The organism is Hankyongella ginsenosidimutans (assembly GCF_005144965.1).
Classification (GTDB): Bacteria; Pseudomonadota; Alphaproteobacteria; order Sphingomonadales; family Sphingomonadaceae; genus Hankyongella; species Hankyongella ginsenosidimutans.
Map to the genome: position 1 here is coordinate 2639485 of NZ_CP039704.1, position 19263 is coordinate 2658747.

Here is a 19263-nt window from a genome sequence, read left to right on the forward strand (position 1 = left end):
CGGGGGCGTGGATCGAAACAAGCGCGGCACCCGGTTCGTGCGCACCCGGGGCGGCAAGACCTGGACCGTCGAGGTCGCCGAACAGGGCTATCTGTTCGAAGGTCGCCGGTTCGCATCACTCAGCCATATCACACGCGAGATCACCGACGCGCACTGGTCAGGACCAAGGTTCTTCGGCATCCACAGCAAGCGCGCCAGGGTTATCGGCGATGCGTAGCACTGCCTGACTCCTCGTCAAGGAACAGGCTATCCTCAATCCGAGGACTTTTCAGGGAGCAGGTCAGTCGCTTTTATGCTGCCTTTACGCTTTTGCATGGGCATTCACCGCGCGGCTTAATGCCTCTGTGTCCTATCTCCGTCGCGTCTCACGGAGAATTGGCATGTCATTCGACCTATCGGCAGGCGCGATCATCGCTGCTGTCATCCTTGCCTATCTGCTCGCCGTGCTCGCGCGGCCAGAGCGTTTTGAGGGCAGGACCATGATCTTATCAGGCTGGATCCTCATCCTCATCTTCACCGCGCTGATTGTCGCGCTGGCCAAGCCGGCGGGCGCATGGCTCCATCGCCTCTATGACGATCATGCCCTGCCCGGCGAGGGCTGGCTGCGCCGGCTGGCCGGCGATCAGGCGGTCACCGAGCAAGGCTGGGTCGGCTATGCCGTCGCGGTACTCGTCTTTAACATCGCCGGCATCGGGCTGCTGTTCGCCATTCTCAAGCTGCAAGGCATCCTCCCGCTCAATCCGCAGGGTCTCGCCGGGGTCGACAGCTGGCTGGCATTCAACACCGCTGTCAGTTTCGTCACCAACACCAACTGGCAGAATTACGGCGGCGAGACGACGCTGTCGCATTTCAGCCAGATGGCGGGACTGACGGTACAAAATTTCCTGTCCGCTGCAACCGGGATAGCGGTGGCCTTCGCCTTCATCCGCGGCTTCGCACGTCAAGGGATGGGGCTCGCACGGCAACCCTGGGCAATTTCTGGACCGATGTCACCCGCGTGACGGTGTACCTGTTGCTGCCTGCCTGTATCGTGCTCACGCCCGCCTATGTGGCGATGGGCGTGCCGCAGACACTCGCCGCATCGGTCGACGCGACAACGCTCGAGGGCGCGCGGCAGACGATCGCAGTCGGCCCCGTAGCCTCGCAGCTCGCGATCAAGATGCTCGGCACCAACGGTGGCGGCTTCTTCAACACCAATTCGGCACACCCGTTCGAGAACCCGACGGCGCTGTCCAACTTCCTGCAAATGCTTACCATCTTCGCGCTTGGTGCGGGCCTCACGCTCACTTTCGGCAAGGCGGTCGGCCGAGTGCGCCAGGGCTGGGCGATCCTCGCCACGATGCTGGTGCTGTTCCTGCTCGGTGCTGGGGTCACCTACTGGGCCGAAGCCGCGGGTAATCCTATCCATCAGGCGCTCGGCCTAGCTGGCGGCAACATGGAGGGCAAGGAGGTCCGCTTCGGCATCGCCGCCACCGCGCTCTTCGCCGTCGTCACCACCGCCGCCTCCTGCGGCGCGGTGATCGGCATGCACGACAGCTTCATGCCGCTCGGCGGGCTCGTCACCATGTTCAACATGCAGATGGGCGAAGTGATCGTCGGCGGTGTCGGCGCGGGCTTCTATGGCATTCTCATCTACTGCCTTCTCGCCGTCTTCATCGCCGGGCTGATGGTGGGGCGCACGCCCGAATATATCGGCAAGAAGATCGAGGCGCGCGAGATGAAGCTCGCCGTGATCGCCATCACCGTCCTGCCCCTGTTCATCCTCGGCCTCACCGCGCTCGCCAGTGTCACCCAAGCCGGCCTTGCCGGGCCACTTGCCAGGGGACCGCACGGGTTCAGCGAGATGCTCTATGCCTATTCGAGCGCGGTGGCGAACAACGGCTCGGCGTTCGGTGGGCTGACCGGCAACACGCCCTTCTACAACATCACGCTGGCGGTCGGCATGTTCGTCGGCCGGTTCGGGGTGATCCTGCCCGCGCTCGCCATAGCCGGCGGCCTTGCCGCCAAGAAGCGGGTTGCCGATGGACCGGGCACCTTCCCGACCACCGGGCCGCTGTGGATCGGCCTGCTCGTCGCGATCATCCTGATCGTGGGCGGCCTCACCTTTCTGCCGAGCCTCGTCCTCGGCCCCGTCGCCGACCATTTCCAGGTCGCGGCCGGCACTCTGCTCTAAGGAACGCCATCATGGCCACGCAAAGCATCTTCACAGCCGAACTGATCGTCCCCGCAATCCGCGACGCCTTCGTCAAGCTTGACCCGCGCACGCTGATCCGCAACCCGGTGATGTTCGTGACCGCGTTGGTTGCGGCGCTCTCGACGCTGTTGTTCGTGCGCAGTCTTGCCGGGTCGGGCGGCAATCCGGCGTTCGAGGGGCAACTCGTCTTCTGGCTGTGGCTGACCGTCCTGTTCGGCAATTTCGCCGAAGCGCTCGCCGAAGGGCGTGGCAAGGCGCAGGCGGCGAGCCTGCGCGCGACCAAGGCCGAGCTGCGCGCCAAACTGCTGACGAGTGTCGGCGACACCTGGGAGCTCGTGGGCGCGAGCCGTCTCGAGGTCGGGGAGATCGTGCTGGTCGAAACGGGCGATCTCATCCCTGCCGATGGCGAGGTGGTTGAAGGGGTCGCCTCGGTAAACGAAGCAGCGATCACAGGGATCTGCCCCGTCATCCGCGAGGCGGGCGGTGACCGCTCGGCCGTGACCGCCGGCACGCGGGTGATCGCCGACCGCATCAAGGTGCGCGTCACCGCCGCCGCAGGTCAGGGGTTCCTCGATCGCATGATCGCCCTGGTCGAAGGGGCGTCGCGGCAGAAGACGCCCAACGAGGTTGCGCTGACGATCCTGCTTGCTGGCCTCACGCTCATCTTCCTCATCGCCGTCGGCACGCTGCCTGCCTTTGCCAGCTATGCGGGCGGCGGCATCGCGGTGCCGGTCCTCGTCGCGCTGTTCGTCACGCTCATCCCGACGACGATTTCGGGTCTGCTTTCGGCCATCGGCATCGCGGGCATGGACCGGCTGGTCCGGTTCAACGTGCTGGCAAAGTCCGGCCGTGCCGTCGAGGCGGCGGGCGATATCGACACGCTGCTGCTTGACAAGACGGGCACGATCACCATCGGCGACCGCCAGGCGACCGAGTTCAAGCCGCTGCCCGGCGTAGCTGTGGCCGAGCTGATTGCCGCCGCGCGGCTTGCGAGCCTTGCCGACGACACGCCCGAAGGCCGCTCGATCGTCGCGCTGGCGGGGAAGGCGCGCCGATGCCGGCCGATGCCGAGCCCATCGCCTTCACCGCGCAGACGCGGGTTTCCGGGCTGCAGATCGGCGAGCGTACCCTGGTCAAGGGTGCGGTCGATGCGGTGCTGCGCCGCCTCCCCGACGCCAGACAGTCCGAGGATTTGAAGCGCATCTCCGACGAGATCGCACGCGCCGGGGCACGCCGCTCGCCGTCGCGGACGGCAACCGCCTGCTTGGTGTCGTGCACCTGAAGGACATCGTCAAGGCGGGCATCCGCGAGCGCTTTGGCGAGTTACGGCGCATGGGCATTAAGACAGTGATGATCACCGGCGACAACCCGCTGACCGCCGCCAGCATCGCCGCCGAAAGCGGGGTCGACGATTTCCTCGCCGAAGCCACGCCCGAGGACAAGCTGGCGCTGATCCGGCGCGAGCAGGAGGGCGGCAAGCTCGTCGCCATGTGCGGTGACGGCACTAATGACGCGCCCGCGCTTGCCCAGTCCGACGTCGGGGTGGCGATGAACACCGGCACGCAGGCGGCGCGCGAAGCCGGCAATATGGTCGACCTCGACAGCGACCCCACCAAGCTCATCGAGATCGTCGGGATCGGCAAGCAGCTGTTGATGACACGCGGTGCGCTCACCACCTTCTCGATCTCGAACGATGTCGCCAAATATTTCGCGATCCTGCCCGCGATCTTCGTGGTGCTGTATCCCGGCCTCGGCGCGCTCAACGTTATGGGGCTCGGCAGCCCCGAAAGCGCGATCCTGTCAGCGATCATCTTCAATGCGATCATCATTCCGTTGCTGGTGCCGCTGGCCCTGAAGGGCGTGACGTACCGACCCGCAAGCGCAGGCAGCCTGCTTGCGCGCAACCTCGCCGTCTATGGCCTTGGCGGCCTTGTGGCGCCGTTCATCGGCATCAAGCTCATCGATCTGGCCGTTACCGGTCTCAATCTCGCCTGAGGACAGTCTCATGTTCACCGAAATTCGCTCCGCACTCCGGCCGGCGCTTGTCCTGCTGCTCCTGCTCACCGCGATCACTGGCCTCGCCTATCCGCTCGCCATGACAGGCCTGGCGCAAGTCGCGCTGCCCGCGCAGGCGAACGGCAGCCTGATCCGTAAGGAAGACCGCATCGTCGGGTCTGCGCTGATCGGCCAGAGCTTCACCGACGCCGGTTATTTCCATGGCAGGCCCTCCGCAGCGGGCCAAGGCTACGACGCCAGCGCTTCGGCCGCGACCAACCTCGCGCCGGGGTCAAAGGATTTGCACGACGCCATCGCCGCACGTGTGGTGGACGCGCGCGCGCAAGGTTTGGCAGGGAGTTCCGTTCCGGCCGACCTGGTCACCGCGAGCGCCTCGGGCCTCGACCCCATATCAGCCCCGAGGCGGCTATTGCTCAGGTCGGCCGGGTGGCCACGGCGCGCGGTCTTGCCGAGCCTGAGGTGCGCGCGATGGTCGCCCGGTCGATCGAGGAGCCGTTGTTCGCGTTCCTCGGCGAGCGCCGCGTCAATGTCCTGCGTCTCAACATGGCGCTTGATCGCGCGTCGGCCGGTCGACAGCGGGCAGCGACCGCCGCTAATGTTATGCAGTGAACGAAGCGCGGCGACCCGACCCTGAAAAGCTTCTCGAGCTTGCCAAGCGCGCGGCGCGCGGCCGGCTGAAAATCATCCTCGGCGCCGCTCCGGGCGTCGGCAAGACGTTCGAGATGCTGCGCGAAGGCGCCGATCTGATCCGACAGGGCAAGGATGTCGTGGTGGGCGTCGTCGAGACGCATGGCCGGGCCGACACCGGCGCGCTGGTCGAACCTTTCGAGGTCTTGCCGCGCAAGGCCATCGCGCACGGGTCGCACGTGCTTTACGAGTTCGATATCGATGCGATGCTGGCGCGCCGCCCCGACATCGCCCTGATCGACGAGTTCGCGCACACCAACGCGCCGGGCAGCCGCCATCCCAAACGCTGGCAAGATGTGGAGGAACTGCGCGACGCCGGCATCGATGTCTACACCACGCTCAACATCCAGCATGTCGAGAGCCTCAACGATGTGGTCGCGGGCTTCACCCATGTCCGCGTGCGCGAAACGGTGCCCGATCATCTGCTCGAAGATGCAGAGATAGAGGTCGTCGATCTGCCGCCCGACGAACTGATCACGCGGCTCAAGGACGGCAAGGTCTATATCCCGGAAGAAGCGTCGCGCGCATTGGGGCATTTCTTCTCCAAGACCAACCTCTCCACCTTGCGCGAGCTTGCCCTTCGCCGGGCAGCGCAAGCCGTAGACCGGCAAATCCTCGACCAGCTCCGTGCCAGCGGGCAGACTGGCCTGTTCGCCGGGGTGAGCGCATCATCGTGGCCATCGGCGATCAGCCGGGCGCCGAAACGCTCGTCCGCACGGCAAAGCGGCTTGCCGATGCCTATGGGGCGCACTGGAGCGCGGTCAGCATCGAGACACCGCGCAGTGCGACACTGAACGCCACGGCAAAGACACGCATCACCGATGCACTGCGGCTCGCAGCGACACTGGGCGCCAGGTGATGACCATCGCGGCACCCGATGTCCTGTCTGGGTTGCGCGACTTCCTGTCGGAGCAGCGCGCCACCGTTCTGGTCATCGGCAAGACGCCGCGCAGTCGCTGGTTCGAGCTGCGGCATGGCGCGCTCGTCGATCAACTCGTGCGCCAGCTTCGGGGCATAGCGGTGCACGTCGTGCCAATGGCCGCAGCCGACGAGAGTTCCGGCCCCGTCCACAGGGCAACCCCTTGGCGCGGCATGGCGCTGGGCCTGCTCATGGTCGCTGCGACAACGCTGGCCGGTGCCCTGCTGCACGGGATCATAGGCGTCAACGCCACCGACCTGCTCTACATTGTCCCGGTGGTTGCGGCCGGGACGATCCTTGCCTCCGGCCGGCGCTGGTGAGCGCGCTTGCATCCGGGCTTGCCTACAACTTCTTCTTCCTGCCGCCGCTTTACACGCTGACCATCGAGGAACCACTCAACGCCGTTACCTTCACCGTGCTCGTCGGGGTCGGGATCGTCGCCGCACAGCTTGCGGGACGCCTGCGCCGCCAGGCGAACGTGGGTGCGCGCACGGCCAGCGAAAATGCCGCGATCGCTGCATTCGGGCAGCAGCTGGCCGCAATCGCAGATGAGGAAGCGACCGCCGCCATCGTGGCGGAGGAGGTTGCGCGGCTCATGCAGGTATCTGCCGTCATCCTGGCATTGCGCGATGGCAAGGTCGGCGTGGTCGCCAGTGACAGTCCGGGGTTATCCTCAGCCCCATCGACATCGCCGCGGCGGACTGGGCATTTGACCGCGGGAAATCGCCGGCCGCGACAGCACGACCCTGACCGCGAGTGATTGGCAATTCCACCCGCTGTCGACGTCGCTCGGCACCCTGGCGCTGCTCGGCGTGTCTGCGCCGCATGCGGGGCCGCCGATCCCGCCCGACCGCCAGCTCCTCTTCGCCACACTCAAAGGCCAGGCGGCACTCGCTTATGAGCGGATCAAGCTGGAAAGCGACGCGCGCGAAATTGCGGCCCTGCGTCAACGCGACAATCTGCGCGTGACACTGCTGTCGTCCATCGGCCATGATCTGAAAACGCCGCTGACCGCCGTCATCGCTGCGGTCGACGCCCTCGAGAAGGAAAAGATCGCCTCGCCGACACTGCCTTTGCTGCGCGAGGAGACGAGCCGCCTGCGCCGCTTCTTCGACGATCTGATCGAGATGACCAGACTCGAGTCGGGCGTGCTGACGCCGCAGATGGAACCGCTCGACCTTACCGACGCCGTCGCCGCCGCAACGCATGATCTGCGCAGCGAGCTGTCTAACCGGACCGTGCATCTCGATGTACCGGTCGGCCTGCCCTCGTGGAGGCGGACCCGCGCCTGCTCCACCACATCCTCATCAACCTCATCGGCAATGCTGCCAAGTTTTCGCCGGAGGGAGCCGCGTCACCATTTCCGGCACGCGCAGCCCCGATGGTGTCAGCCTGACGGTTCTGGACGAAGGCACCGGCCTTCCGCCCGGCGATCCGTCCGCACTGTTCGAGCGCTTCACCCGCGTCGAAGGCACCGATCGCGCAGGCGGAACCGGTCTCGGCCTTGCGATCGTCAAGGGGTTCGCGGACGTCATGGGCCTGTCGGTCCGCGCCTCCAACCGCGACGGCGGCGGTGCCGCCTTCAGCATCGCCTGGCCCGAAGCCATGGTACGCAAGGGGACCGCATGACCGCGCCGATCCTCATCATCGACGATGAGCCCGCGATCCGCCGTCTGCTGCGCGGCGCGCTCGAACGCGGCGGCTGGCAGGTCGACGAAGCCATTGACGCGCAGAGCGGCCTTGCCGCCGCGCGGCGACCGGGATGCGAGCTCGTGATGCTCGACCTTGGCCTGCCCGACCGCGACGGCACCGAGCTTGTCCCGCTGCTGAAGAGCGCCGACCGCGCCGTGATCGTGCTGACCGCGCGCGACGCGACGGCCGAAAAGGTGACTGCCCTCGACCTCGGGGCCGACGATTATGTGACCAAGCCGTTCGATACCGAGGAACTGCTCGCCCGTGTGCGCGTCGCGCTGCGGCATCGTACCGTCCGGTCGAGCGAACGCATCGAGATCGGCGACCTCGTCATCGACCTCGCTGCCCATGCTGTTGCGCGCAGCGGCATGCCAGTGGCGTTGACACGCAAGGAGTTCGCGCTGCTGGTCGAATTGTCGCGCCACGCCGGACGCGTGCTGACTCACGCAGCCCTGCTGCGCGCAGTATGGGGCGAGGCGCATATCGGCGATGTCGAATATCTGCGCGTTGCCGTCCGCTCGCTCCGGCAGAAGCTTGAGCAGGATCCGTCGCAGCCCCGCCTGCTGATCAACGAGCCGGGCGTGGGTTACCGGCTGGTCACCCAGGCCGGATGACGACCGCCGCGCGCGCGATACCGCGCTGGAGGAGAAATCGGCCAGAAATTCATAAATGTACCCCTGCCGTTCTGTGCCCCGCTGGACAAGCTATGTTAGCCGAACCTGGTGTCCACAAAACCGGCAGCAGGCCAGAGGCCACTTTACACGGCAGAGTAGTTTTCCGAGTTACATTAATGCTATAAGATTACCATCCGACCGCGAGTGGAGAACGGGTCTGTACGCGCACTCACTTCCTGGGCAGCCGCATGAGCGATGGGAACCGCTTGCCACGCATCTTCATGAAGTTGGCGAACTGGCGGCGGCGTTCGCCACGGTCTTCGGATGGCAGGCAACGGCCCGGGTCATGGGCCTGTTGCACGACATCGGCAAGACATCCGATGCCTATCAGCGCTACATCCGCGAAGCTGGACGGACGGCCCCAAGGGGCCCGACCATTCGACCGCCGGCGCCAGGAAGCGTTGAGCCGATATCCGCAGGCAGGTCAGCATGGCCAGCGTGCAGCCGATCCAAAGATATTCGGGCCTGCTGGGCTGCGAGGCGGCGAAAGAAGTCCGGTTCGGCTCGCACGCGGGCGCTGGCCCAACGCATATTGTTGTCGAGCAGCGTACGGATCATGAAGCAGCCTTGAATGGATTTTCCAGGCCACGCCGGGCCGCCAGCCGCTGTCCTAGGCCGATGAGATCGTCCTCGCCGAGCCGATGGCGGGCAATGGGAAGAACGACCGCGTTTTCGACTGCGATATGCCGCTTCTGTTTCTGGCAGAAGGCGTCGATAGTCGCTGCTGCATCTGCGTAGCTGGCCGGCCCTCGCTGCTCGGCGAGCGCCGCACCTATCAGCGACTTGACGGCTGCCCCTCGCCCATGCCGGCGGCATGCTCAGCCGACAACATGCCAAGAACCTTCTCGATCTGGTCGTCCGGTTCGCAGCGACGACGCAGCAGCGGAAACAGATCGTCCTCCTCATCGATAACGTGAAGGGAAGATCCTCGTCGAGAAAGCGGTAGACTTCACGCAACGCCTGTTCATCGAAAATGACCGAACGGGCGAGTACAGCGAGACGCGTGCAGACATCGCGATGCCGGTAGTGCTCAGCGAAGAACCACACCAGAGGTTCGCGCAGCAGGTCGAGCGGAATAGGCTCGATCGGCGAAAATTCCGTTGCCTTGCCCATGACCTCGTTCCTTTCCCTTAACCGGACGCTCGCGGCCCGCTTCGCATGGTGATCAGTGTGCGTGTCTTGTGGACCGGCGGTAGCTGGTGGGACACAATGAGCGCGAGGCTGTCGGCGAGTGGCGCCTCGCTGTCGCGCAGACGCGAAATGAGCTGGGTCCAGGCCTCGTCATCCGCCTTCGACAGGAAGGTCCGGATGGAATGGACCAGCAAATCTTCCGCCGCCTCGCCGCTTTCGCTTGCGGCATGATCGAGCCGCTCGCGCGCCGTCGGACTTAGCGCGTCATAGGCGAGCCGGGCATTGCCGAGCGCTTCGCCCAGCAAGCCGCCGGCACGGGCGATTGTCCCCTTTCTGGTTTCGAGTTCGCCGGATTCTGTGAGGCAGAGCCCGGGGCGGACCGCAGACTCTCTGAGAAGTCGGTCCACGAACTGCGCCGCCGCCTTTGTCCACGCGCGCGCTTCCAGCTGAGTGGCGATATGCGGTCCAACATAGTCAAAAGGCAGCCGTTCACCATCCGACCGGTGGTCCAGTCGCAGGACATGCCAGCCATGCTCGCTGGCGACGGGCGCAGCGCCAATCGTGCCGATATCCATATCGACCAGAGCGTCCCAGATGACCCGGAGGACGTCACCGGGGCCAAGCTGACCGAGACTGCCGCCTTCCGACGCCGACGGACAGGCCGACCGGCTGGCCGCAACGCGGGTAAACTCAGATGGCTTACTGGTCAGATTTGCAATGAGAGCCAGCGCTTCGAGGCGGGCCGCCTCCCAGGCTTGCGGGTTGGGCTTAGACGGAGCGATCAGGATATGCGAGGCCTCCAGCAGCGGCGGCGAGCGGAAGCCCTCCGGGTTGCCATCATAGACCGCGCGGATCGCCTCCTGAGATGGCGGCTCGGTCTCAACTTCCTCGCTGAGTACGGCCCGGATCAGGGCTTCCTCCGGTGTTTCTTCCTGCCCGTCGCCATTGCGCTCGGGCTCGGAGACAAGGCCCAACTCACGCGCCCGGGCCAGCAAGACCGCCTTCGCCGCGAGCGCCCGGCCTGCCATCGCGCGGGCGTCCGACAGCGACGGCGCCTGATGGTTCTGCAGTTCCTTCGCTAGAAGGCTTTCGGGATCTCAACCCCGTGGAAGACGGCGCGGGCGGACGTCATGACGCCCTCCGTGCCGCCGTGGCGGCCGCCTTCGCCTTGTCACCACTGATGTCGCGGCGAGTACGGACAAGTTGCCAGCCCCGGCGACCCATGTACCAGATCGGCGCGGACAGCATGTGAACAAGCCGGGTGAAGGGGAAGACGAGGAAGATCGTTAGGCCAAGGATCAGGTGCACCTTGAAGATCCAGTGCACGTCCGTGACATAGTTGGCCGCACCGGGTTGGAAGGTAAAATGCTCTGCGCCCAGGACATGAACTTGACCATTTCCGATCCATCGAGATGTTGCGACGAGAGCGGAATGGTGGACAGACCAAGGGCGAGCTGCGCCGTCAGGAGCACAAGGATCGCCGTATCGCCGAAGCTGGATGTGGCACGAATGCGCGGATCGAAGAGGCGACGATGCAACAGGATCAGCGCGCCGAAGATCGCAAAGACGCCGGCGATGCCGCCCGCCACAATGGCGAGCACTTGCTTGGCGCCATGGCTGATGCCGGCCGCGTCAAAGACCTCAATCGGCGTCAGCAGGCCGACGAAGTGACCGCCGAAAATGACCAGAACCCCGACATGGAAAAACACCGATCCAAGTATAAGCTGCTTGCGCCGCAGCAGCTGCGAGGATCCGGAACGCCATGTATAGGGTTCGCGGTCGAACCGCAGCACCGATCCAATAGCAAGCACAGCCAGCGCGATATAGGGGTAGTAGCCGAACATGGCCTGGTCGAACCAGCCGGCTGTTGCGATTGTTGTCACGTGTTCCTGCGCCATGTCTGGCCTCCTATGATTGCCGGGCTAAAAGCACGCTTCCAGCGCCAGCTAGAATTTCGTCCTGTCAGCAGGGCCGATGTCCTCACCACTGAAGACTGCGCCCTTTCGGGCAGCCATCGCTGGCCGTGCCGGGGCCGAAGGTCACCGCCTCCTCTTCCCACGCTGCATCAAGGGCTTCGAGATCGTTGGGATCGTCATCCTGGATGGCCAGCAGCCCCTCGATAGCTGCGCGGTCTGCCGGGCGGTCAGAAATGGCGAGAAGCGCCCCGAACACGGCACGGTAGGGACTTCCACGCTTTTGAGGCGCTCAGCAATCGCTTCGAGGACATGCGCTGCCTCGCCGATCAGCGAGGCGGCTTCATCGTCCGGCAGAATGGACAAGAACTCCAGGAACACTGGCAGATAGTCCGGCAGGTCGCTGACCTCCATTTCGAGGCCGTGTGCCCGGTAAAGCTCGACAAGCCCCACCATTGCCGGCCCCGCTCGCGGCTCTCGCCGTGAACATGTTCATAGAGATGAAGTGAGACACTCCGTGTGCGGTCGAAGAGGTCTACGTAAACTGACTGCGCAGCGTAAAGGTCGCTGCTCGTGATATGCGCGGCGAGCTTTTCCAACGCCGTGACGATGCGCTGAGGGATCAGCCCCTCGCCCCGGATGACATCCACGCAAAGCTGCGCTTCAGCCTGCAGCTGGGTTTCGGGATAAGAAAGAAGGCGCGAAAGGGCGCGATAGATCATAGCCATGGTCAGGCCCCAATGGTGTCTTGGTCTTGGCGCGCGGCCGCTTGTCCTTGCCGAACAGGCCGAGTTCCGTGCGTCCGCCCGAGCAGTCATTGCCGAAGGTGAAGCCGCAGCCGCCGCGAAGTCCGTAAGCATCTTCGCTGGTCTCGCGGTGTGTCGTCGGGATGACGAAACGGTCCTCGTAATTGGCGATCGCCATGTAGCGGTACATCTCGTCGATCTGGCGCGCGGTCAGTCCGACACGTTCCGCCGTTGGATGATCAATGACGCCCTCGACAGACTTGGCCCGCATGTATTTGCGCATCGCCATCATCCGTTCGAGCGCGGCGACGATGGGCTCTTCCTTGCCTGCCGTCAGCAGGTTGGCGAGATAGCGCACCGGGATGCGCATCGAAGCGACATCCGGCATTTCTGCGTCGGTCTCCAGCGCACCCGCCGCTAGCGCCGACTGGATCGGCGAGTGGCGGCACATACCAGACCATCGGCAACGTGCGGTATTCCGGGTGAAGCGGAAACGCGACCTTCCACTCCATCGCCATCTTGTAGACCGGGCTGTGCTGAGCGGCGTGAAGCCAAGCTTCCGGAACGCCGTCAGCACGGGCCTGCGCGATCACCCTAGGGTCGTTCGGGTCAAGGAAGACGTCAAGCTGCGCCTGATAAAGGTCGTGCTCGTCGGGCGTGCTCGCCGCCGCCTCGATCCGGTCGGCGTCATAAAGCAGCACGCCGAGATAGCGGATGCGCCCGACGCAGGTTTCCGAACACACGGTCGGCTGGCCGACTTCCATGCGCGGATAACAGAAGGTGCACTTCTCGGATTTGCCGCTCTCCCAGTTGTAATAGACTTTCTTGTAGGGACAGGCCGACACGCACATCCGCCAGCCACGGCACTTGTCCTGGTCGATCAGAACGATGCCGTCCTCTTCACGTTTGTAGATGGCCCCGATGGACAGGCCGCTACGCAGGTCGGGTTGAGGCAGTGCTCACACAGACGCGGCAGATACATCATGAAGGTTTCTTCGAAGGCCATATATAGCCTTCTCGACGCCTTCGAAATTGTAGTCCGCGCTGCGGTGCTCGAATTCTCCACCGAGAATTTCCTCCCAGTTCGGCCCCATTCGATCTTTTCCATCCGCTCTCCGGAGATCTTGGATCTTGGGCGCGCGGTCGGGAACGCCTTCATCTCCGGAGCAGTCTGTAGGTGAGCGTAGTCGAAATCGAACGGCTCGTAGTAGTCGTCGATCTCAGGCAGATCCGGGTTGGCGAAAATCTTGGCAAGGATGCGCCATTTCGCGCCCATTTTCGGCTCGATCCGGCCATTGGTCTTGCGCCGCCAGCCCCATTCCAGCGTTTCTGGTTTTCCCAGTCCTTGGGATAACCGATACCGGGCTTGGTCTCGACATTATTGAACCATGCGTATTCGACGCCGTCGCGGCTGGTCCAGACATTCTTGCAGGTTACCGAGCAAGTGTGGCACCCGATGCATTTATCGAGATTCAGGACCATACCGATCTGTGCACGGATTTTCATTGTGCGCCCTCCAGTTGAGCGGCGGGGTATCGAGCCAGTCGACCTTGTTCATTTTCCGAAGGATGATGAACTCGTCGCGGTTCGACCCGACCGTGCCGTAATAGTTGAAGCCATAGGCGAGCTGCGCGTAGCCGCCGATCATGTGCGTGGGTTTCAGGATCGCGCGCGTGACGGAATTATGGATGCCGCCCCGCTTGCCGGTGATCTCCGATCCCGGCGTGTTCACGATCTTCTCCTGAGCGTGATACATGAAGATCGTCCCCTCACGGATGCGCTGGGAGACGACTGCCCGGGCAGTCAGGGCCGTTGGCATTGAAGACCTCGACCCAGTCATTGTCGACAATCCCCGCCCGTTTCGCGTCGATCTCAGACACCCAGACCACGGGGCCGCCGCGATTGAGCGTCAGCATCAGGAGGTTGTCCGTATAGGTCGAGTGGATGCCCCATTTCTGGTGCGGCGTGATGAAGTTAAGCGTGATCTCGGGATTGCCGTTCGGCTTGTCGCCCTTCACGTGTAGCGTCTTTAGGTCGACCGGCGGCTTGTAGACCACCAGCGTCTCACCAAACGCCCGCATCCAGTCATGATCCTGGTAGAGCTGCTGGCGTCCGGTCAGCGTGCGCCAGGGGATCAGCTCGTGGACGTTCGTGTAGCCGGCATTGTAGCTGACATGCTCGCTCTCGATCCCTGACCAGATTGGCGAGGTGATGATCTTGCGCGGCTGGGCGACGATGTCGCGGAAGCGGATCTTCTCGTCTTCCTTCGGACGGGCGAGATGGGTGTGCTCGCGTCCGGTCTGGACTTCGAGGGCTTCCCACGCCTTGACCGCAACCTCGCCATTGGTTTCCGGCGCAAGCATGAGGATGGTCTCACAGGCATCGATGTCCGTTTCGATCCGTGGTCGCCCTTTAGCGACCGTGTCGTCGAGCACCGCGCCGTTCAGCGAAGCGAGCTTGTCGACCTCGTGCTGCGTGTTCCAGGCCATGCCCTTGCCGCCATTGCCGAGCTTGTCCATGAGCGGCCCGAGCGAGGTGAACTTGGCGTAGGTCTGGCTGTAATCGCGCTCGACGGCGACGATTGTGGGCATGGTCTTGCCCGGAATAGGTTCGCATTCGCCCTTGTACCAATCCCTGACACCATGGGTCTGAGCGAGCTCGCCGGGGCTGTCATGCTGGATCGGAACGAGGACAACATCGGTTTCAACGCCGAGCACTTCCGGGGCGACTTCTGAGAAGGTTTTCGCGATCCCCTTAAAGATGTCCCAGTCGGTACGGCTTTCCCAGGCGGGATCGACCGCCGCCCCGAGCGGGTGGATGAAGGGGTGCATGTCGGAAGTGTTGAGGTCGTTCTTCTCATACCATGTGGCTGTCGGCAGCACGATGTCGGAATAGACCGCCGTCGTGGACATCCGGAAATCGATGCACACGAGCAGATCGAGCTTTCCGCGCGGCGCCTCCTCATGCCAGGCCACGTCGCGCGGCTTGTCATGCCCCATTTCGCCAAGGTCCTTACCCTGCACGCCGTGGTCGGTGCCGAGCAGGTGCTTGAGGAAATACTCATGGCCCTTGCCGGAAGAGCCGAGCAAGTTGGAGCGCCAGACAAACATGTTGCGCGGCCAGTTGTGCGGATCGTCCGGGTCCATGCAGGACATTTCCAACTCGCCGGATTTGAGCGCCGACGCGACATAGTCCTTCGGCTCCATTCCTGCGGCCTTGGCCTTCGCGGCCACTTCCAGTGGATTGGTCTTCAGCGCCGGTGCGGACGGCAGCCACCCCATGCGCTCGGCCTTGGCATTGTAGTCGATGAAGCTGCCGGCCCAGTCGCCCGCTTCTGCCGTGGGTGAGAGAATCTCGCCGGCCGGAACGGTCTCGTAGCGCCACTGATCCGTGTGCGCATAGAAGAACGAGGTCGAGTTCTGCTGTCGCGGTGGACGCACCCAGTCGGTCGCAAAGGCGAGCGGCGCCAACCCGATTGCGGACGCAGCTTCTCCTGCCCAACATAGTGTGACCAGCCACCGCCGGACTGGCCGATACAACCGCACAGGATGAGCATGTTCATCACCGCGCGGTAGTTCATGTCCATATGGTACCAGTGGTTCATTCCGGCGCCGATGATGACCATGGACTTGCCGTTGGTCTTCTCGGCATTTGTAGCGAAACCCCGCGCCGTCGCGATGATGTTCTTGCGAGACACGGTCGTGATCGCCTCAGCCCAGGCGGGCGTGTAAGGCTCCATGTCATCATAGGAGCTGGCGAGATGCTCGCCGCCATAGCCCTGATCGACGCCATAATTGGCCATCAGCAGGTCATAGACGCAGGCGACCAGCGTCTCAGTCCCATCTGCGAGCTTCATTTTTGACCGGAATATTCCGGGTCAGGACGCTTGGGTGTTCTGTCGAGGCGAAGCCGTTCGAAGCGGTGTTGGCGAAATAGGGAAAGCGAACCTTTGCCACCTCGTCCTCTGTGCCTTTAAGACCGAGCCGGAGTTTCGTCTCAGACCCGCCGCTTTCGCGCTCCTCAAGGTTCCATTTACCCTTGTCGCCCCAGCGGAACCCGATCGAGCCATTCGGCACCACGACCCTGCCGGTTGTCTCGTCGATGGCGACCGTCTTCCAATCGGGATTGGCATCTTCGCCCAGTGACTGGTCGAAGTCTGACGCACGCAGGAGGCGTTCGGGCACGAAGCCATCCTCCTGCGGCACGAGGCGCACCAGCAGCGGCAGATCGGTGTACTGGCGCACATATTCGCGGAAGTAAGGCACTTCGCGGTCGCGGTGATACTCGGTCAGGATCACATGTCCGAAGGCCATGCCAAGCGCGGCATCAGTACCCTGCTTGGCCGCCAGCCAGAGATCTGAGAATTTCGATGCTTCCGAATAGTCCGGGCAAATCACGACCGATTTGACGCCCTTGTAACGCGCCTCGGTGTAGAAGTGCGCATCCGGCGTGCGCGTCTGGGGCACGTTCGATCCCCAGAGGATCAGGAAGTTGGAGTTGTACCAGTCAGCGCTTTCGGCGACATCGGTCTGCTCGCCCCAGGTCTGCGGGCTCGCGGGCGGGAGATCGCAGTACCAGTCATAGAAGGAGCCTGTCACCCCGCCGATCAGCTGCAGATAGCGCGCACCGGCAGCATAGGAGACCATGGACATGGCCGGGATGGGCGAAAAGCCGAAGACCCGGTCCGGTCCCCATTTTTGACGGTGTGAGCATTGGCCGCCGCGATGATCTCGTTCACCTCCTCCCATTGCGCCCGCACGAAGCCGCCCATACCGCGACGGGTCACATAGTCGGCCCGCCTGGCAGGATTGTCCTGGATTGATTTCCAGGCCGCGACCGGCGTCATCGTCTTGCGCGCCTCGCGCCACGCCTTCAGCAGGCGTGCGCGGATCAGCGGATACTTCACCCGGTTGGCGGAATAGAGATACCAGCTATAGCTGGCGCCTCGCGAACAGCCGCGTGGCTCGTGGTTCGGCAGGTCGTCGCGTGTGCGCGGATAGTCTGTCTGCTGGGTTTCCCAGGTGACAATGCCGCCCTTGACATAAATCTTCCAGGAGCAGGAGCCTGTGCAGTTCACCCCGTGGGTGGAGCGCACGATCTTGTCATGGCGCCAGCGGTTCCGGTAGGCCTCCTCCCAGGTCCGGTCCTCGTCATTCAGGACGCCGTGCCCCTTGGAGAAAGTCTCGGTCTGCCGCCTGAAGAAGGTCAGTCTGTCGAGTGTATGGCTCATTGGGAGGGTCCTTTCTTAGACAGTCGCGGTCGCTGGGCCGGTGCGCTTGGCGTTCTCGACATCGAAGAGGAGACCGCCCGGGCGCGCATAGACGAACCAGGTGATGAGAAGGCAGGAAACGTAGAAGGCGAGGAAGCCGTAGAGGGCGGGCGCAGCGCTGCCGGAAGCGGCCAGCGACATGCCGAAGCTCTTCGGGATGAAGAAGGCGCCATAGGCGGCAATTGCGCTGGTGAAACCGGTGATCGCCGCGCTTTCCTTTTCAGACTGGCGCAGCCGGTCCGCCCCGCTCATCTGCGGTTCCAGCCGGTCGATCTCCTTGCGCATGATCGCCGGGATCATCTGGAAGGTCGATGCATTGCCGATGCCTGTCGCAAAGAACAGGACGATGAACGAGGCGAAGAAGCCGATGAAAGCCCCGGCGCATCCTTGACGGCGAGGAAGTAGAGAACGCCTGCCGTGCCCGCCATCATCATGAAGAACACCGCCAGCGTCACACGCGCGCCGCCGAACCTGTCGGAAATCCATCCGGTGAAGGAGCGCGACAGCGCACCGACCAGCGGCCCGAGGAAAGCGATCTGTAGCACGTTGACTTCAGGAAACTGCGTCTTGGTGAGGAGCGGGAACGCCGCCGAAAACCCGATGAAGGAGCCGAACGTGCCAGTATAGAGCCAGCACATGATCCAGTTGTGCTTGCGCTTGAAGATGACGGCCTGGTCGGAGAAGGACGCCTTGGCGCTGGAGAGATCGTTCATGCCAAACCAGGCCGCGAAGGCGCTGGCGATGATCAACGGTATCCAGATGAAGCCGGCATTCTGCAGAAACAGCTCGCCGCCTTCGCCCGTTACCTGCGGCTCGCCGCCGAGGAAACCGAACACACCGACCGTGATCACCAGCGGCACGAGGAACTGCATCGCGCTGACGCCGAGATTGCCAAGCCCGGCATTCATGGCGAGCGCATTGCCCTTCTCGCGCTTCGGGAAAAGAAGCCGATATTGGACATGGACGAGGCGAAATTGCCACCGCCAAAGCCGCAGAGCAGCGCCAAAGCGAGCATGATCCAGTACGGCGTTTCGGGATTCTGCACCGCAAAGCCGATGCCGAGCGCGGGCGCGAGCAGCGACCAGGTTGTCAGAGTCGTCCACAGGCGTCCGCCAAAGACCGGCACCATGAAGCTGTAAAGATACGCAACGTCGCGCCAGACAGGCCCGGCAACGCCGCCAGCCAGAACAACTGGTCCGTCGAGTAGGCGAAGCCGATCTGCGGCAGCTTGGCGACAACCACGGACCAGACCATCCACACGGCGAAGGACAGGAACAGGGCCGGGATAGAGAGCCACAGATTGCGGTTTGCGATTTTCTTGCCTTGCGCCTCCCAGAATTCGGGATCCTCCGGTTTCCAGTCGGTGATCAGCTTCGGCGCCAGCGCGCGGACCTCCCGCTCGCCATGGATGGGCTGCATTTCCGGCAGCTGCGGCAGGGCGTCGAGCGTCTCTCCGACGGCCTGGCGCTCCATGTGCCGGATGGCAAGGTGCATCCAAATCAGCGAGGCGGTGACGATGACAAAGAGAAGCATGAAACAGCTCGTCCACACGCCCGTCAGGTCATTAAGCACCCCGAACGTGATCGGCAGGATGAAACCGCCAAGCCCGCCCATGAGACCGACAAGGCCGCCGACGGCGCCGACATCTTTCGGGTAGTAGACCGGGATATGCTTGTAGACCGCCGCCTTGCCGAGGCTCATGAAGAAGCCGAGCACGAAGATCGCGACGACAAAGGTGATCGGTCCGGTCGCAAGCCGGAAGCTGATCGGTCCCCGCACCCCATCGACCACGTAGGAGGTCGACGGATAGGACAGGAAGAAGGTGACGGCGACCGAGACGAGGAAGGTCCAGTACATTACCGTACGCGCGCCGACACGGTCGGAAAGATGGCCGCCATAGATGCGGAAGATCGAGGCGGGGATCGAATAGGCCGCTGCCAGCATGCCAGCCGTCTTCACGTCGAAGCCATAGACACCGATCAGATAGCGCGGCAGCCAGAGCGCCAATGCGACAAAGGCCGA

14 protein-coding genes and 7 pseudogenes are annotated in these 19263 nt (G+C 63.7%); 6 read left to right on the forward strand and 15 right to left on the reverse strand.

Translation table 11 applies throughout. The annotated features are described in order from the left end of the window. Positions 1-7 precede the first annotated feature (7 nt). The 6 genes and pseudogenes from E6W36_RS15585 to E6W36_RS15610 all read left to right on the forward strand — a co-directional run bounded on the left by E6W36_RS15585 (position 8) and on the right by E6W36_RS15610 (position 8122). The gene (locus tag E6W36_RS15585) at positions 8-217 is read left to right on the forward strand and encodes a DUF2924 domain-containing protein (RefSeq protein ID WP_222873186.1); all 210 of its coding nucleotides are present in this window, start codon (positions 8-10) and stop codon (positions 215-217) included. 262 nt (positions 218-479) lie between these two features. Further along, positions 480-2173 (forward strand): annotated as a pseudogene (gene kdpA, locus E6W36_RS15590) (potassium-transporting ATPase subunit KdpA). An 11-nt stretch (positions 2174-2184) separates the two neighbouring features. Continuing rightward, positions 2185-4189, forward strand: a pseudogene (gene kdpB / locus E6W36_RS15595) (potassium-transporting ATPase subunit KdpB). Between the two features lie 10 nt (positions 4190-4199). Beyond that, a pseudogene (gene kdpC, locus E6W36_RS15600) lies at positions 4200-4819 on the forward strand (potassium-transporting ATPase subunit KdpC). Then, positions 4816-7445 (forward strand): annotated as a pseudogene (locus E6W36_RS15605) (DUF4118 domain-containing protein). The pseudogenes kdpC and E6W36_RS15605 overlap by 4 nt, the downstream one beginning before the upstream one ends. After that, entirely contained in the window at positions 7442-8122 is a 681-nt protein-coding gene (locus E6W36_RS15610; protein ID WP_222873187.1) for a response regulator, read from the forward strand. Before E6W36_RS15605 ends, E6W36_RS15610 begins: the two are co-directional and overlap by 4 nt. Before the next feature lie 1190 nt (positions 8123-9312). On the opposite strand, the gene E6W36_RS15615 is transcribed toward E6W36_RS15610, so the two are convergent. From E6W36_RS15615 to E6W36_RS21120, 15 genes and pseudogenes are all read right to left on the reverse strand, one after another. Continuing rightward, positions 9313-10341, reverse strand: a complete 1029-nt coding sequence (locus E6W36_RS15615; protein ID WP_222873188.1) for a peptidylprolyl isomerase — start codon at positions 10339-10341, stop codon at positions 9313-9315. Between the two features lie 100 nt (positions 10342-10441). After that, a pseudogene (gene narI, locus E6W36_RS15625) lies at positions 10442-11211 on the reverse strand (respiratory nitrate reductase subunit gamma). 141 nt (positions 11212-11352) lie between these two features. Continuing rightward, positions 11353-11682: a nitrate reductase molybdenum cofactor assembly chaperone gene (locus E6W36_RS15630; RefSeq protein WP_222873190.1), complete on the reverse strand. Its 330-nt coding sequence runs from the start codon at positions 11680-11682 to the stop codon at positions 11353-11355. 207 nt (positions 11683-11889) lie between these two features. After that, positions 11890-12549, reverse strand: coding sequence for a nitrate reductase subunit beta (locus E6W36_RS15635; protein WP_246047810.1), 660 nt, complete (start codon positions 12547-12549; stop codon positions 11890-11892). Positions 12550-12730: 181 nt separating this feature from the next. Then, a pseudogene (locus E6W36_RS22430) lies at positions 12731-12928 on the reverse strand (4Fe-4S dicluster domain-containing protein); the annotation flags it as partial. Further along, a complete protein-coding gene (locus tag E6W36_RS21080; protein WP_281277368.1) occupies positions 12853-13248 on the reverse strand; it encodes a nitrate reductase subunit beta in 396 nt (131 codons plus the stop codon). The gene E6W36_RS21080 and the pseudogene E6W36_RS22430, both read right to left, overlap by 76 nt. A gap of 186 nt (positions 13249-13434) precedes the next feature. After that, positions 13435-13791, reverse strand: coding sequence for a molybdopterin dinucleotide binding domain-containing protein (locus E6W36_RS21085; protein ID WP_281277369.1), 357 nt, complete (start codon positions 13789-13791; stop codon positions 13435-13437). Then, positions 13742-15442, reverse strand: coding sequence for a molybdopterin-dependent oxidoreductase (locus E6W36_RS21090; protein ID WP_281277370.1), 1701 nt, complete (start codon positions 15440-15442; stop codon positions 13742-13744). Before E6W36_RS21090 ends, E6W36_RS21085 begins: the two co-directional genes overlap by 50 nt. Positions 15443-15483: 41 nt before the next feature. Then, positions 15484-15828: pseudogene (locus E6W36_RS23780) on the reverse strand (molybdopterin-dependent oxidoreductase); the annotation flags it as partial. Next, positions 15806-16624, reverse strand: coding sequence for a molybdopterin-dependent oxidoreductase (locus E6W36_RS21095; protein WP_281277371.1), 819 nt, complete (start codon positions 16622-16624; stop codon positions 15806-15808). The pseudogene E6W36_RS23780 and the gene E6W36_RS21095, both read right to left, overlap by 23 nt. Further along, positions 16579-17202 carry a molybdopterin-dependent oxidoreductase gene (locus E6W36_RS21100; RefSeq protein WP_281277372.1) on the reverse strand — a complete coding sequence of 208 codons (624 nt, stop codon included), beginning with the start codon at positions 17200-17202 and terminating at the stop codon, positions 16579-16581. The genes E6W36_RS21095 and E6W36_RS21100 overlap by 46 nt, the downstream gene beginning before the upstream one ends. Positions 17203-17217: 15 nt before the next feature. Next, positions 17218-17541 carry a hypothetical protein gene (locus tag E6W36_RS21105; protein ID WP_222873192.1) on the reverse strand — a complete coding sequence of 108 codons (324 nt, stop codon included), beginning with the start codon at positions 17539-17541 and terminating at the stop codon, positions 17218-17220. Then, positions 17538-18149: an MFS transporter gene (locus E6W36_RS21110; protein WP_222873193.1), complete on the reverse strand. Its 612-nt coding sequence runs from the start codon at positions 18147-18149 to the stop codon at positions 17538-17540. Before E6W36_RS21110 ends, E6W36_RS21105 begins: the two co-directional genes overlap by 4 nt. Then, positions 18146-18370 (reverse strand): hypothetical protein, encoded by a 225-nt coding sequence (locus tag E6W36_RS21115; RefSeq protein ID WP_222873194.1) that lies wholly within the window; start codon positions 18368-18370, stop codon positions 18146-18148. The genes E6W36_RS21110 and E6W36_RS21115 overlap by 4 nt, the downstream gene beginning before the upstream one ends. Next, positions 18331-19248, reverse strand: coding sequence for an MFS transporter (locus tag E6W36_RS21120; protein ID WP_222873195.1), 918 nt, complete (start codon positions 19246-19248; stop codon positions 18331-18333). The genes E6W36_RS21115 and E6W36_RS21120 overlap by 40 nt, the downstream gene beginning before the upstream one ends. Between the last annotated feature and the right edge of the window lie 15 nt (positions 19249-19263).